The 15,608-nt window shown below is 76.3% G+C and carries 9 protein-coding genes; 1 reads left to right on the top strand and 8 read right to left on the bottom strand.

What is annotated here, in order from left to right:
• Nucleotides 1–19: 19 nt before the first annotated feature.
• The 6 genes from recD to PIR53_18045 form a co-directional block, all read right to left on the bottom strand.
• A complete protein-coding gene (gene recD / locus PIR53_18070) occupies nt 20–1,915 on the bottom strand; it encodes an exodeoxyribonuclease V subunit alpha (protein ID WZH51910.1) in 1,896 nt (631 codons plus the stop codon).
• The gene (locus tag PIR53_18065) at nt 1,912–5,430 is read right to left on the bottom strand and encodes a UvrD-helicase domain-containing protein (GenBank protein ID WZH51909.1); all 3,519 of its coding nucleotides are present in this window, start codon (nt 5,428–5,430) and stop codon (nt 1,912–1,914) included. Before PIR53_18065 ends, recD begins: the two co-directional genes overlap by 4 nt.
• Complete coding sequence (recC, locus tag PIR53_18060) at nt 5,427–8,876, bottom strand: exodeoxyribonuclease V subunit gamma (GenBank protein WZH51908.1); 3,450 nt, start codon at nt 8,874–8,876, stop codon at nt 5,427–5,429. Before recC ends, PIR53_18065 begins: the two co-directional genes overlap by 4 nt.
• A gap of 88 nt (nt 8,877–8,964) precedes the next feature.
• Nucleotides 8,965–10,185 (bottom strand): hypothetical protein, encoded by a 1,221-nt coding sequence (locus PIR53_18055; GenBank protein WZH51907.1) that lies wholly within the window; start codon nt 10,183–10,185, stop codon nt 8,965–8,967.
• Between the two features lie 23 nt (nt 10,186–10,208).
• The gene (locus tag PIR53_18050) at nt 10,209–11,117 is read right to left on the bottom strand and encodes a nitrilase family protein (GenBank protein WZH51906.1); all 909 of its coding nucleotides are present in this window, start codon (nt 11,115–11,117) and stop codon (nt 10,209–10,211) included.
• Nucleotides 11,118–11,139: 22 nt separating this feature from the next.
• Nucleotides 11,140–12,222 carry an asparaginase gene (locus tag PIR53_18045; GenBank protein ID WZH51905.1) on the bottom strand — a complete coding sequence of 361 codons (1,083 nt, stop codon included), beginning with the start codon at nt 12,220–12,222 and terminating at the stop codon, nt 11,140–11,142.
• Nucleotides 12,223–12,326: 104 nt separating this feature from the next.
• Here PIR53_18045 and PIR53_18040 point away from each other — a divergent pair, with 104 nt between their 5' ends.
• Nucleotides 12,327–13,406 (top strand): LacI family DNA-binding transcriptional regulator, encoded by a 1,080-nt coding sequence (locus PIR53_18040; GenBank protein ID WZH51904.1) that lies wholly within the window; start codon nt 12,327–12,329, stop codon nt 13,404–13,406.
• Nucleotides 13,407–13,562: 156 nt separating this feature from the next.
• On the opposite strand, the gene PIR53_18035 is transcribed toward PIR53_18040, so the two are convergent.
• Both PIR53_18035 and PIR53_18030 read right to left on the bottom strand, forming a co-directional pair.
• Entirely contained in the window at nt 13,563–14,000 is a 438-nt protein-coding gene (locus tag PIR53_18035; GenBank protein WZH51903.1) for a hypothetical protein, read from the bottom strand.
• 39 nt (nt 14,001–14,039) lie between these two features.
• Nucleotides 14,040–15,527: an MDR family MFS transporter gene (locus PIR53_18030; protein WZH51902.1), complete on the bottom strand. Its 1,488-nt coding sequence runs from the start codon at nt 15,525–15,527 to the stop codon at nt 14,040–14,042.
• Nucleotides 15,528–15,608 lie beyond the last annotated feature (81 nt).

The following is a 15,608-nucleotide window of genomic DNA, read 5'->3' as shown; positions in this document are numbered from 1 at the left end:
GGCCCGGTCGGTCGCGCCGTCAGTCGGTCGCGCGGAGCCGCTCGCGGAGACCGCTGGCCCGCTGGACGTGGCGCCCCACGGCCGCGCTGACGGCCTCCTCGGACCCCACGAGGCACACGGACCGCTGGGCGCGGGTGACCGCCGTGTAGAGCAGCTCCCGCGTCAGCAGCCGCGACTCGGGACCGGGCAGCAGCACCGTGACGCGCTCGGCCTGGCTGCCCTGCGCCTTGTGGATCGTGAGGGCGTGCATGGTCTCCACGTCGCCGACCCGGCTCAGCGCCAGCTCGCGCGGGCGGCCCGGCGTCGCGAAGACGGCGCGGAACGAGCCGTCCGCCGCCCGCACCACGACGCCGGTGTCACCGTTGGCGAGGCCGAGACCCGGGTCGTTGCGGCTGACGAGGAGCGGACGGCCCGCGTAGGACCCGCCGGGCACCAGGCCCGGATCCTCCTCCGCCAGCCACGTCTCGACGCGACGGTTCTGGGCCGCCACCCCCGCGGGACCGGACCGGTGCGCGCACAGCAGCCGGTGCTCGCCCAGCAGCGCCAGGGCGCCCTCGGCGTCCCCGGCGAGCGCCGCGGCCCGCACCGCACGAGCCGTCGGCAGCACGAGCGGCCGCAACGCCTCGTCGAGCGCCGCCTCCGTCGCCGGCTCCGCCAGGTCGACGAACCCGACGGGCGCCGACGGGTCGGCCGGGGACCCGGGCGTGCGCCGTACGGCGCGGAGCTGGGCCAGCACGCCAGCCTCGCCGTCCGCGTCGGCGCCCGCGTCGGCGTCGCGCAGGGCGGCGGCCAGGGTGCCGATGGACGCCCCGAACCGGTGCGAGGTGCGCAGGCGGACGACGGGACCGGCCGGGTCGGCCGGGTCGGCTGGGTCGCTTGGGTCGCCGAAGCCGGCGACGAGGTCGGCGAGCACGGCACCGGCCTCGACGGAGGCCAGCTGGTCGGGGTCGCCGACCAGCAGGAGCCGGGCCTCGGGGCGCACGGCCTCGAGCAGGCGCGCGGTGAGGGTCAGGGACAGCATCGAGGCCTCGTCCACCACGACGACGTCGTGGGGCAGGCGGTTGCCCCGGTGGTGCCGGAACCGGACGGAGGAGTCCGGGCGTGCGCCCAGCAGCCGGTGGAGCGTGGTCGCGGGGGCGCCCTGCACGAGCCGGGCGACGCGCTCCTGGTCGGCGGCGGAGAAGCGGCGCGCGGACTCCGCGACCGCCTCCGTCAGGCGCGCGGCGGCCTTGCCCGTGGGGGCGGCGAGCGCCACCCGGGGTGCCCGGCCGGCGGGATCGTGCTCGGCCTGCTCGGCCAGGAGCGCGAGCAGCCCGGCGACCGCGGTGGTCTTGCCCGTGCCGGGGCCGCCGGTCAGCACGGTGGTGCGGCGGGTCAGTGCGTGGCGGGCCGCGGCGCGCTGCTCCTCGTCGCCCGAGGCGGGGAACACCCGCGTCACGCCCCGCTCGAGCACGGCGAGGTCGACGTCCGGCGCCGCCTGCCGCTCGCGCGCCCGCAGGTCGTCCGCGACCTGGCGCTCCTCCCGCAGGTAGCGGTCGAGGTGGACCAGGGAGCCAGCCCGGTGGAGCACGCCCGTCGCGACCAGGGCGCTGCCGTCGATCGCGGCGCTCCACGCGTCGCGGTCCGGCCACGACCAGCCGTCGGGTGCCTCCGTGGACGCCGCGACGGTGTCGAGGTCGAGGCACACGGACCCGCCGCGGACCGACCGCACGCAGAGCGCCAGCGCCAGCAGCGCCAGATCGTGCTCGGCGCCGCGGCCGTCGGCCAGCACCGCCAGGCCACCGACCCGCGTGGCCACCTGCACGTCGGCCGCCGTGAGCACCCCCGCGTGGTTGAGCAGGCGGAGCGGGCCCTCCGGGGCCACCGCGGCGATCCGGTGGTCGTGGGGCCCGTCGGGCTCGAAGAGCTCGCTCACCGGTCGTCACCCCCGTCCAGCAGGGCGCTGACGGCCTCCACGAGCGGGACGGGCGGCACCCAGCTGAAGACACCGCACGGCTGCCCGTCGACGAGAGGTGTCGCCGGTCCGCACATCCCGCGCAGGTAGAGGTAGAGCACGCCCCCCAGGTGGACCTCCGGGTCGTAGCCCCGGAGCCGCCACCGCAGGAACCGGTGGGCCACCACCGCGTAGAGCAGGGCCTGCAGCGGGTAGTCGCTCCCCGCCATGGCGGCCTCCATCGCCTCCGGGCGGTAGGTCGAGGCGCGGAGCGGGGGCGCGTCGTCGCCGTGCGGGCCCAGCCAGTTGGTCTTGTAGTCGACGACGACGTAGCGGTCCGTGCCGTCCGCGCCCGCGCCGCGGAGCCGGAGGAGCACGTCCACCGACCCGCCCAGGTAGCCCCGCAACGGCTGCCCCGCCAGCGTCGCGTCGCCGTCGAGCACCGCGGCGTAGCTCCGGACGGGATCCCCCGCGGGCAGGTGCGCCCGCAGGAGCGGGGCGAGGTCGCCGAGCACGACCGGGGCGGTGCGGGACCCGGCGCCGGCGCCGCGAGCGTGGTCGCCACCCGACAGCGGCAGCTCGAAGTCCAGCTCCCGCAGCGAGTCGGCGGGTGCGATGGTCGCCAGCGTGTGTCCCCCGGCGAGCGGGCCGAGCGGCGAGGCCGCGACCGCGAGGAGGGCCTGCACGAGCGCGTCCTCGTCGAGGTCGGGCACCGGCCACCAGGCGCGCTGCTCGCTCACCAGTGCGGCGACCCGCTCCGGCGCGTCGGGCGCCGTGAGGTCGGCGTGCTCGAGCACGGCGTGCACGAGGGACCCGAAGGTCGCGCCGACCGGGAGGCCCGCCATCGGCGAGACCACGTCGTCGGCGAGCTCGACCTCGGCGTCCGGGGCCGGCGGTGGCGTCCCGGTGTCGGGCTCGTCGTCGCGCGGCACCACCTCGGGCTCGCTCGTGGGCGGGAGCACGGGCTCGTGCACCCCGGTCGCGCTGCCTCCGGCGGCCAGCGCCGAGTAGGACGTGCGGCGCCAGCCGAGGTCGACCTCGCGGTCGAACGAGCGCACCGCGAGCCGGGGCGGCGCCGCGGCGGGCGGCCGTTCGGGCGCCGCGGCCGGCACGGCACGTTCGAGCACCGGTCCACCGGCGGCCTCGAGCGCGGCCAGCCGGGCCTGGGCGTCGTCGTCGCTCGGCAGGGGTGCGGTGGGCGGCACCGTGGCCACGCCGCGGGTGCGGCCGAACAGCACCCGGTGCAGCGGCGAACCGGCCGTGTTGTTCGTCGGCGCCCACCAGGCGACGACCTGGGACTGCGCGCGGGTGACCGCGACGTACAGGAGCCGCAGCGACTCGCCCGCGTCCTCCGCCTGGTGCTCCTCGCAGCTGCGCCGCCAGTGCGGACCCGACTCCCCGCCGACGTCGATCGCGCGCCGGCGGTGCCCGCGCTCGTCCGGCGGCAGGTGGAAGAGCGGGACGGCGGGGTCGGAGACGTAGCGGTCGCAGAGCCAGGGCAGGTAGACCACCGGGTACTGCAGCCCCTTGCTCCCGTGGATCGTCACGAGCTGCACGGCCGCCAGGTCGCTGTCGAGCCGTCGGGTGCGCTCGTCGACGCCGTCGCTCGCCCCCTCCCGCATCTCGTGCTCGAGCCACGCCACGAGGCCCGCCGGGCCCAGCGCCTCGCCGCGCGCGCGGTCGCCGCCGCCGCGCGCCTCGCCCCGGGACGCCGCGTGCAGCGCCTCGGCGAGGTGCCGCAGGTCGGTCAGGTGGCGCTCCCCCTCGAGGCGGGACAGCACGCGGGCCGCCAGACCAACCCTCTGGGCCGCCTCGAACACCGCCGCCACGCCCCGGCGGGCGAGCAGCACCGACCAGCGGCGCAGCGTGTCGGCGGTGCGGTCGGTCGCCCGGTCGCCCTCCGCCGCGAGCGAGGCCGGGGTGTCGGGGAAGAACGAGGTGAGCGCGGCGGCCCGCACCAGCAGCGAGCGGTGGGGCGCGTCGACGGCGCTCAGCAGCGTGCGCCACTCCTCCGCGGCGGGGGTCGCGAAGACGCTGCCGCCCCCCGCGAAGACCGCGCGCACGCCGACCTCGGCGAGGGCGTCGCGCACGGCTCCGAGCTGGCGACGCGTGTGGGCGAGCACCGCCACGTCGCCCGCCTGGAGCCGCCGCCCGTCCCACTGCGCGTCGGAGGCGAGCAGCGCCGCGATGTCGCGTGCGCAGTCGGTGTCGACGTGGGGACGCACCTGGTCCATGCGCAGCCCGCGTCCCTGCCGCGTCACGCGGCTCACGTCGGTGCGCCGCACCATCCGCAGCCGGAAGGGCGCGTCCGACGGCGCGCCGCTCAGCCGTGCGACCGAGTGGTGGGCGGTCACGGGTCGCACGACGATGCGGTCGTCGCCCAACGCCGTGCCCTCGAGCAGACGGTTCGTCGCGTCCACGAGAGCACGGTCGGAGCGCCAGTTCGTGGCGAGCGTCTGGTGGGTGGACGCGGTCGCCGCCGCCTCGAGGTACGTCGCGACGTCGCCTCCGCGGAACGCGTAGATCGCCTGCTTGGGGTCGCCGATGAGCACCATCGTGGCGTGGCCCGAGAAGGCGCGGTCGAAGACCTGCCACTGCACCGGGTCGGTGTCCTGGAACTCGTCGACGAGCACGACGCGCCAGCGCTGCCGCATGCGCGTGCGGGCCGCGGCACCCGGGTCCTCCAGCGCGGTGGCGAGCTGGCTGAGGAGGTCGTCGTAGCCCAGCAGGCCGGCCCGCCGCTTGCGCCGCTCGACCTCCGCCCGCACTGCCCGCGCGAACCGCACGCGCCGCAGCGCGGGCGTGCCGTCGGCCGGGTGCTCCGGGACCAGGGCCGCCTGCGGGTCACCGACCGCGGCGGCGCCCAGGCGGCGCGCGTCCGCGACCGAGAAGACCGGCGCCTCCTCGTCGACGAACCCCCGCAGGTAGAGGTCGTCCACCACCTCGTCACGCACGTCGCCGACGTCCTCCACGAGCCGGGCCGACGGGTCGGTGTCGCCCGCGACGCCCAGGCTGCGGAGCACCTGCTGGCAGAACTGGTGGATCGTCGCGATGGTGGCGCCGTCGAAGTGGGCGAGGGCGCTGCTGACCCGGGCGTGGCGGGCGCGGAGGGTCGCCTGGTCGCCGGTGCAGAGCAGGGCGACGACCTCGTCGACGTCGGGCGCGTCCGGCGCCGGTCGGGGAACAGCCGGGCCGGTGGCGTCCGTGGCGTCCGTGGCGTCCCGGCGGGCGAGCGTGGCCGCCAGGGCGGACGCCACGTCGACGAGCTGGCCCCGCACCCGCTGGCGCAGCTCCTGGCTGGCGGCACGCCCGAACGTGACGACGAGGAGCTCGTCGAGCCGGGCGTGGCCCTCCGCGACGTACCGGGCGACGAGGGCACCGATCGTCCAGGTCTTGCCGGTGCCGGCGCTGGCCTCGAGCAGGGTGGTGCCCTGCGGCAGCGGGCCGAGCACGTCGAAGGGCGCGAGCTCCGGCGGCGTGAGGTCCTCGGCGCTCACAGCGGACCCAGCCGTTCGCCGCCGGTGACCAGCGGACCCCAGACCCGCCAGGCGAGCTGCCCGATGCGGGTGCGGAAGCCCGGCCCCTCCGTGGCGGGCACCCAGAGCTCGTCGTCGCCCGGCGGACCGAGCAGCACCTCCACGCCGGACGCGTCGCCGAAGACCAACGCGTGCTCGGGTTCCTCGTGCTCGCCGGGGACGGCGGCACGGTCACGCGAGGTCTCCCACTCGCGACGCGCGACGACCTCGAGCTCCACGTCGTCGCCGGCCCGCTGGCGGCGCATGGCCTCCGCCACGGCACACGCCGTGCGCTCCGGCATCGGCAGCGGCTCGGCGAGGCCCCGGTCCCGCAGGTCGACGAGGGCGCGCAGGTGGTCGAGCGCGCGGTGGTCGAGGGGCCCGGCCAACGAGCGCTGCGGGCCGGAACGACCGCTCCGGCCGACGGTGTGGGCCGTGAAGGAGGAGTCGGGGTGGGCCGCCGAGAGCGCCAGCAGCCGCACCCACGCCCCGATGCGGTGCCGTGCCCGCACGCGGGAGAACCCGACCGAGACCAGGCGGTTGCCGTGCACGCCACCGACGGTGCCGACGAGGCGGCGGCCGTCGCCCAGGTCGACGTCCACGTCGAGCGTGCGCGCGTCACCGGCCCGCAGTTCGACGGTGTCGACGTAGAGCGCCCGCACGTCGCGCTCGGCGCTCGCGAGGGTGCGGGCGCCCAGCGCGCGCGGGGGCAGCTGGCCGCGCCGGCGCTCGGCCTCCCGGGCCAGCTCCGGGTGCACGCCGCCCAGCACGTCGGCGAGGAGCCGTGCGCCCACGCCCCACCGGTCGAGGGGGTCGAGCTCCAGCGGCAGCGCGTCGGCGACCTGGTCGGCGTCGAAGCGGCTGCCGACGCCGAGACCGGTGCGCAGGAACTCCCGCACGGGTCGTTCGACGAACCGCACCAGGTCGTCGAGCGCCACCTCCGGCTCGGGGTCGCGGGGCGGGGGCGCGGCGACGAACGGACCGCGGGGCGCGCGCTCCCGCACGATCGCGCGAGCGCCTGCGAGGGCGGTCGGGTCGAAGCTGAACGGCGGCGCACCCGGCGGCACCAGGCCGTCGCCGGTGCCCGCCCCCGGCTCCAGGTTGGCCGGGTGGAACGGCTGCAGGGGATGACGCACCACCAGCGGTCGCTCGACGGGGGCGGTGGCCCGCAGCGCGGTGAGGAGCTCGCCCACCGGCACCGACGGCGGCCGCACCCCACCGGTGTGCTCCGTCGCCCCCGTGTAGGTCACCACCAGTCGCTCGCCGGCCGCCATGACGGCGTCGAGGAGGAGCTGCCGGTCCTCCGCGCGCGGGTCGCGTTCGCCGAGGAGCGGCCGCCGGGCGAGCACGTCGTCGCCGTCGTCGATCCCGGCGCGCGGGAACACGCCGTCGTCGAGGCCGAGCAGGCAGACCACGCGGTGCGGGACCGACCGCATCGGCACGAGCGTGGCCACGGTCAGCGTGCCCGTGCGGAAGCTCGTGCGCGTCGGGCGGCCGGACCAGAGCCGGGCGAGCAGGGCCCGGACGTCCGGCAGCACCAGGGGCGGCGAGGCCCCGTCGTCGTCGGGCGCGAGGCGCCGCAGCTCGCGGTCGAGCTCGGCCTGCATCCAGGCGTCGGTCGGAGCGACCGCGGCGAGCGACGCCACGCCCTCGGCGAGCGCGGTTGCCCACCGGCCGGCCGGTGCCGGACCGTGGAGGGCGTCGAGCGTGCGCTGGAGCCGGTCGACCAGCTCGGCGACGCGTCCCGCGAGGTCGATCGCGCCGCTGCCGACGTCGTCGAGCGGGAGGGCGTGGGCCAGCCAGTGCGGCTCGTCGCCGGAGATGGCGACGCCGAGCAGCACGCGGTCGAGACCCGCGCGCCAGGTGTTCTGGGCGATGCCGTCGAGCCCGAACCCCGCGCGGTGGGGCGCGTCGAGGCCCCAGCGCACGCCGGCGTCGGCCACCCAGCGCTGCAGCACCGTCAGGTCGTCGTCGGCCAGGCGGAAGCGGCGGCGCACCACCGGCAGCGACGCCAGGTCGAGCACGTCGGAGGCCGTGACCCGCCCGCCGGCCAGGGCGACGAGCCGCTCGGCGAGGGCCAGGAGCGGGTTGGTGCTGCCGAGCGCGCGGTCCGCGAGGCGGACCCGCAGCCGGTGGGCCGGGTGACGGCCCTCCCTCGCTGCGGGCTCGTCGCCCTCGTCGAGGGCGCCGGCCAGCCCGAAGCCCGCCTCGATCAGCGGCGCGTAGGTCTCGACGTCGGGGCACATGACCAGCACGTCCCGGGGCTCGAGCGTGGGGTCGTCGGCCAGCAGCCCGACGAGCACCTCGCGCAGCACCTCGACCTGCCGCGCGGGCCCGTGGCAGGCGTGCACCTGCACCGACGTGTCGACCGCCCGGGTGCGCGCGGCGCGGTCGTGCTCGTCGGGGACCCGGTCGGCGCGCACGTCGGCCTGGAGGAGGCGCAGCAGCGAGGCGTCCGGGCCGGGCTCGTCGTGGTCGTCGTGGGTCACCACCGCGACGCCGGGCACCGCGGCGAGCCGCAGCCCCAGCTCGCGGGCGTCGCGTCCCAGCGCCGCGAGCAGCGGGTGGTGGACGAGCACGTCGGTGTCGTGGTCGGCCCGCACCGGTGCCGCCACGTCGACCGGGGCGTGCGCGTCGAGCGCCCGCGCCACGGCGGTGGACGCGACGGGGAGCCACAGGTGCACGTCGCGGTGCTCCCCCAGGGCCGCGAGGAGCTCCAGCTCCGCGGCGGGGAGGCGGGTGTGGCCGAAGAGCGACAGGCGCCCCGGCAGGTCGAGGTCGTCGAGCTCACCGGCGCGCAGCGCCGCCACCGTGCGCGCGTACCGCACGTCGGGCGGCGGCGCGTCGACCTCGTCGAGCACCCGGCGCCAGAGCTCGGCCTGCCAGTGCAGGTCGTCGGGCAGCGGCTCGCCCGCTCCGTCGAGCGCCCGCCCCTCCCGCCAGTCGGCCAGCAGGCGCGGGCGCTGCGACGCGTAGGACCCGAACAGCCCCGCGAGACGCCGCGCGACCGCCCAGCGCCGGGACCGCCGCAGCTCCCCCAGCTCCGGCGGCTCGCCGGGGGCGAGCACCGCCCCCAGGTGCCGCGCCAGCGGCGCGCACCACGGCTCGTCGAGGTGGGCGTCGACGACGGCGAGCACGGGCCAGACGAGACGCGACGGCTCCCACGGGTCGTCGCGGTCGCGGTCGAGCAGGAGGGTCACCAGCGAGTGCGGCTTCAGGAACCGGACCCCCGCGCACACCCCGTCGCCGCCCCGCGGCCCGGCACCGAGCCGGTGGGAGAGCCGCTGGGCCAGCCACCGCTCGATCCCGCGCTCCGGGACCACCACCAGCTCGTCGGCGAACGGGTCGTCCACCGGGTGCGCGAGCAGGTCGCCCAGCGCGTCGGCGAGGACGCCGGTGCTGGTCGCGCGGTGGACGGTGAGGGTCACGCGGGAGAGCCTGCCACGAGCGACCGACAGTCCCGGACGGTCCTCCACAGGACCGTCCGGGACTGCCCGGTCGGGTCGTGGCCCGCCCTCAGACGACGAGCCCCACCGCGGGCACCACGAGCGACGTCACCACCGCCATCGCGACGGTGTTGCCGATGAACGGGTGGAAGTCCTCCGGCAGCGCTCGCGACACCGGCCGCGCGACGACCGGGCAGAGCACCGCCCCGGCGACCGCACCGAGGACCAGGGCGAGCAGGCTGTCGCCGTGGGCCAGCACGGTCGCGGGCGCGACCGAGACCACCGAGATGTAGGTCGGCGCCCAGCCGCCGCCCCGGTAGAGGTGCCGCCACAGCACGACCCCGAGAGCGGAGGTGAGGGCCTGGGCCAGCATGATGCGCGGCAGGAGCCCGCTTCCGTAGGACCCGAAGTCGGGGTTGAGCAGCGTCGTCACGACCGCGCCCGCGATGAGCCCCAGGCTCGCCCACTCGTTGGCCCAGAACTGCGTCTCGGTGAAGTCGGTGACCACACGCCGTACCGTCCAGACCGCATCGCCGAGCACCGTCGGGACCCGCCGCTCCGCAGCGACGGTCTCCACCTGCGAGTCCGGTTCCGCCACGGGCAGGGCCATCCACGGCAGCACGCGGCAGAGCAGGAACACCGCGGCGGTGCCGACGCTCATCGCGGCGGTGTTCGCGACGACCGCCGGCAGCGCCAGCGGCCCGGTGACGTGGGCGATCAGGACCATCGCGAGCGGCGTCGTCACCACACCCAGCACGGCGCCGGTGACGAGGGTGCTCCAGCCGCGGCCGTACACCAGCACCACCGCCGGCGCCACGCACACGAAGGGCACGAACGTGGGCTGCCAGCCGTCCGCGAGCCGGTCCCCGACGACGACGTTCGACAGCACCAGGCTCAGTCCCGCCGCGCCGAGCATCCACGGCCAGAGGCCGCTGCCGTAAGCGATCGGCTCGCCGGCCCAGCGCCGCCGCGTGCGGTGGGCCCACCAGCCGACGAGGCCGCCGAGCAGCAGGCCGAGGGAGGCCACCCAGGACTTGTAGAACTGGGGCTCCGTGATGTCGCCGAGCACCCACTGCACCCGGGCGCCCAGGTCGTCGGGCACCGCGGCCAGCCAGGTGGCGTAGTCGGTCAGCCCACGGTCGCCCGCGGGCACCGCGGACAGGGCCGCCGTCAGGAGCGTGAACGCACCGACGACGACCGCGCCGCCGAGCAGGACACCGGGCAGCGCGAGCTCCTCGCGCTCCGCCGGGCGGGTGCGGCCGGTGGGCGGGCCGTCGAGGGGGATGGTCATGGCGGTGGTCCCGTCGGCGCGGCTCAGCGCACGACCGGCGTGCCGCCGGTGTAGCCGAGGAGCGGGTCGCAGAGGTCGGTGCGGCGGTCGCGAGGCAGGTCGTTGAGGTCGCTCCACACGACGGCGGAGCGGGCGGCAGCTAGGTCTAGGTCGGCGTAGAGCACCTCCTCCTTCTCCGCGTCGGCGATGCGCGACGTCGGCCAGCCGTTGACACCCGTGATGAGGGAGCACCCCAGGAACTTGCCGCCGCGCTCCTCGCCCACGCGGTTGGCGGCCACGATGGGCACGCTGTTGACGTGAGAGGCGCCCATCGTGAGGTAGCTGGCCATGCAGTTGCCGGCGTCGTCGAAGAGCGGCGGCGGGGTCCACACCCAGTTGTTGACCGAGCAGATGACGTCGGCGCCCTGGGCCGTGAGGATGCGGGCGACCTCCGGGAACCAGATGTCCCAGCACACGAGCAGGCCGATGCGGCCGATCCGCGTCTCGAAGACCGGGTAGGACGATCCCGGCGTGAAGATCAGCTTCTCGCGGTTCCACAGGTGCGTCTTGCGGTACTTCCCGATGAACCCCTCGGGCCCGATCAGCACGGCGGTGTCGAACAGCTGCACGCCGTCGCTCTCCGCGATGCCGGCCACGAGGTAGACGTCCAGCTCGCGGGCGAGCTCCGCCCACGCGGTGCAGGTCGGGCCGTCCGGCACGGGCTCCGCGTGCGCGTAGGCCTCCTCCCGCGTGTCGAAGGAGTACCCGGTGCTGGCCAGCTCCGGCAGCACGACGAGGCGGGCGCCCTCAGCCGCGCAGGCGCGCACCTGGGCCAGCGTGGCCTCGACGTTGGCCGCCTTGTTCTCGAGGCCGACCTGCGGGTCGGACTGCACGGCGGCGACCCGGACCTGGCTCACGGCCGGGTGGGTGGCGGAACGCGGGGTGTCGCTCATGGGGTTCTCCTCGGGATGGGGGTCAGGTCGGGACGACGGTGGTGGGACGGGGGGATGTGACCAGGGGAGCGGAGGCGGGGACGGGGTACGGCGCGGACGGGTCGGCAGCGAACGCCGCGGCGATCGCGGCCGGGGCGCTGCCGGCGGCGACCAGGGCGGCGAGCAGCACCCGGGCCTGGCTCGGTCGGAGCGACCCCGAGGGCACCGCGCCGGCGGCGACGAGGTCGACGCCGCCCCCACCCCCGCCGTACACGGGTCGGACCGCGCCCGCGGCGACCCGCGTCGACAGGACGATCGGCAGACCGGAGCCGGCGTGGCGCGCGACGGCGGCGACCACCGCGGCGTTCCCGTTGCCGCACCCGGTGGCCTCCAGCACGAGGCCCCGCGCCCCGTGGGCCACGTGGGCGTCGATGGCCGTTGCGTCCGCACCGGGATAGAGGGCGACGGTGTCGACGCGGGTCCCGGCGAGTCGTACGGCGCGGAGCGGTGAGCGACCGACCCGGTCCGGCACCGCGTCGATGCGGACGCGCCCGTCGTGGACGCTGCCCACCGGTCCGCGGTCGGCGTCGCGGAACGCGTCTCGCTCGGTGTTGTGGATCTTCCGCGTGCCGCGGGCCGCGTGCAGGAGACCGGCGAAGCACACGAGCACGCCGAGACCGCGGGCCTCCTCGGAGGCGGCGACGGCGATCGCGTCGGCAAGGTTGCCCGGGCCGTCCGCGCCGGGGTCGTCGCTGCTGCGCTGCGCGCCGGTCAGCACGACCGGCCGGCGGTCGTCGTGGAAGAGGTCGACGAGGAGGGCCGACTCCTCGAGCGTGTCGGTGCCGTGGGTGACCACGACGCCGATCGTCGTCGGATCGGCCAGCGCCCCCCGCACCGCTGCCACGATCGTGTCCATCGCCGTGAAGTCGATGTCGTAGCTGTTGAGGCTCATGGCCTCCACGACGCGGACGTCCGTCCCGACGGGCAGGCGCTCGGCGGCGAGCCCCGCAACCAGCGCGGGGCCGGGGACGCGCGCGACCTTCGCGTGCGCACCGCCCGGTCCGGCGGACTCGTCCGCCACGCTCGCGATCGTGCCTCCGGTCGTGATGACCACGATGTTTTGCATAGTGCCCAATCGTTTGTGCCAATCGATTGCGCTACCGTAGTGGCCGTCGTCACGCCGCGCAAGAGCACCCGGTAGATTCCGCGGGGAGACGTGAGGAGGGCGCGATGTCGACAGAGGCCCCGTCCGACCTGCCGCACCTGGACAAGGCCGGACGCCCCACCCTCGCGACGGTCGCCGCTCTCGCCGGCGTGCATCCCTCGACCGCGTCCCGCGCGCTGTCCGCGACGCTGGACGACGGCGTGCGTGTGGGTTCGTCCGCCACGGTGGCCCGCATCCGGGCCGTCGCCGCGCAGGTCGGCTTCTCCCGCAACATCCACGCTGCGGGCCTCCGCACGCGCCGCACCTCCCTGGCCGGCGTGCTCGTCCCCCGGCTCACCGACCTCGTGCTCGCCACCATCTACGAGGGCATCGACGACGAGGCACGTCGCCACGGCTACCAGACCTTCGTCGCCAACACGAGCGACCGCGACGACGAGCGCGCTGCCAAGCTCGGGATGCTCCTGGCCCGCCAGGTCGACGGGATCGTGCTCGGCGACGCACGCGTGGAGGACGACGCGGTCATCGCCCAGCTCGAGGCCCGCAAGGTGCCCTTCGTGCTGGTCAGCCGACGGTCCCCGGGCCACCCGAGCGTCACGTGCGACGACCGGGCGGGCGGACGCCTGGCTGCGGAGCACCTGCTCGACCTGGGGCACCGACGGGTGGCCGTCGTCGCCGGCGAGCCGTTCGCCAGCACCGGGATCGACCGGTTGGCCGGCTTCGCCGAGGTCTACGCCGCGGCCGGGCACCCGCTCGATCCCGACCTGGTCGTGCCCTCACGCTTCGACGTGGCCGGCGGCCGGAGCGCGACCGAGCACCTTCTGGCTCGGTCGGGCCAACGGCCGACGGCACTCTTCGTCGTCAACGACTTCGCGGCGATCGGAGCCCTCGGCGCGCTGCGCGCCGCCGGGCTCACCGCGGGTCGGGACGTGGCCGTGGTGGGCTACAACGACATCCCCCTCGCCGCCGAGCTGCCCCTGCCGCTGAGCTCCGTGCGCTCGCCGCTCCACGACATGGGCCGGGAGGCGATGGCACTGCTCGTCGCAGCACTCGGGGGAACCGAGGTGACCTCGGTGGTCCTCCCCCCGACCCTCGCGGCCCGCGAGAGCACGCTCGGCCCGGACGCCGAGGGGACGACGACCCGCTGACCCGCAGAACTGGTCACGAACGACGTCCCGGACGCGTCGGGACCTGCCGCTGGTGATGGCGCGGGCACTACGGACCCCGCCACGCCCCGCCGGGCGCCGCCGAACACCCCAGCTCGGCGCCCACGCCGCGCCGAACACCCCAGCTCGGCGCGCGGCCTACCCCGCCAGCGCCCCCGCGAGCCACCCGCGGGCGAAGCGCTGCCACTCCTCGCTCTGGCCGCGCCAGGCGGCCCACACCTCGCGCGGCGTCATGCCCGGGGTCAGCAGGGCCGCCTCGGACGCGTCGGCGTTGACGAGCACGATGCGGCCGGGCGCGTCGTACGGCACGCGGGAGCGGGCCCAGATGGCGAACCAGATCTGCTGCACGTGGTCGCCGTCGGTCAGCAGCTCGGTGCCGTCACGCGACAGGCGCACCTGGAACGGCCGCTCGCCGGGCGCCTCGACCCGCACGCCGACGCGGCGGGACCGGGGGATGCGGCGGCGCACGTCGACCGCGACGGCGTCCGGCCACCACAGCAGCGCGGCGTCGAGGAACTCGTCGGGCTCGAGGCGCAGGGCCCCGTCCGGCGAGTAGATGCACGCGGTCACGTCCACGGGAGCCAGTGTGACGGATGCTCCCGCGGACGGCGCCGCTCAGTGGGGCAGCGGCGCGCCGTCCGAGGCGGGCTCCGGCTCCGGCCTCCGCACGAACGTCACGACGACGAGCAGCAGCAGCGAGACGCAGGCGCCGACGAGGAACGCGGACTGCACGCCGTCCGCGACCGCGACCTCCGTGGTGGCTCCGTCCTCGGCCGAACGCGTGGAGACGATGGTCATGACGGTGACGAACAGCGCCGTACCGGCCGCCCCGGCGACCTGCTGGAACGTGCCGAGCACCGCCGAGCCGTGGGCGTAGAGCGCCGGGCGCACCGACCCGAGGCCCGCCGTCATCAGCGGCGTGAAGGTGACGGCCAGTCCCACGCAGAGCACGACGTACGCCGCGAGCAGCCACGCCACGGGGGTGTCGGCCCCGACGGTCGCGAGCATCCACAGGGCCGCGCTGATGAGCGCGGCGCCGGGGAGGAGCAGCAGGCGGGGGCCGCGCGCGTCGTAGATGCGCCCGACGATCGGACCGGCGACGCCCATGAGGATGCCGCCCGGCAGGGTCAGCAGGCCGGTCGCGGTCGGACCCATGCCGAGCACGGTCTGGGCGTAGTAGGGCACCAGGATGAAGGTGCCCATCATCGCGGCCATCGCCACGAGCATCGCGACCATCGCGACCGTGAACTGCCGCGACGCGAAGACCCGCAGGTCGAGGAGCGCACGGTCGGTGCGGGCGAGGAGCAGCTGGCGCGCGACGAACGCCGCCAGCGCGACGCCACCCACGACGAACGGGACCGCCGGGGGCAGCCCGCCCGATCCCTCGGCCGCGTGCCCGAGGCTGACGAGGCCGTAGACGAGACCGCCGAAGCCGAGCACCGCGAGCGGCACCGAGAGGAGGTCGACGGGCGCGGCGAGCGGGGCGGCGACCGGCCGCACGAGGCGCAGGCCGAGCACGAGGGCGGCCACGGCCACCGGCACGACGAGCCCGAAGACCCAGCGCCAGCCCAGGTGCTCGAGCACCACACCGGACAGCGTCGGTCCGAGGGCCGGCGCCACGGAGATGACGATCGAGATGTTGCCCATCATCACGCCGCGGCGGGCCGGCGGCACGAGCGTCATGATCGTCGTCATCAGCAGCGGCAGCATGATCGCGGTGCCGGTGGCCTGGACGACCCGCGCGCTCAGCAGCACGCCGAAGCCGGGGGCCAGCGCGGCCAGCGTCGTGCCGACCGTGAAGAGGCTCATCGCGACCCCGAACAGGGTGCGGGTGCCGAGGCGGGAGATGAGGTAGCCCGTCAGCGGGATGACCACGCCCATCGTCAGCAGGAACGCCGTCGTCAGCCACTGCCCGACGCTGGGGTCGACGCCGAGCTCGGTCTGCAGCACCGGCAGGGCGACGCTCATGACCGTCTCGTTGAGGATCACCACGAAGGTCGCCACCAGCAGCACGCCGATCAGCACGACGTCGCGGCGCTCCAGCCGGGACGCGTCGGCGACCCTCGGGGGCGCGGGCGGCGCCGCAGCGCGGGTGTCGGTCATGGGTGTCTCCTGGAGCGGGGGCGGGTGGTGCGACGGACGACGGGTCCGACCGGAGAGGCTCCCAGAACTCATCGTCGAGGA

The sequence above is a fragment of the Nocardioides alkalitolerans genome, from assembly GCA_038184435.1.
In the GTDB taxonomy this organism is placed as follows: Bacteria; Actinomycetota; Actinomycetes; order Propionibacteriales; family Nocardioidaceae; genus Nocardioides; species Nocardioides alkalitolerans_A.
This window is presented reverse-complemented; position numbering and strand designations above follow the sequence as displayed.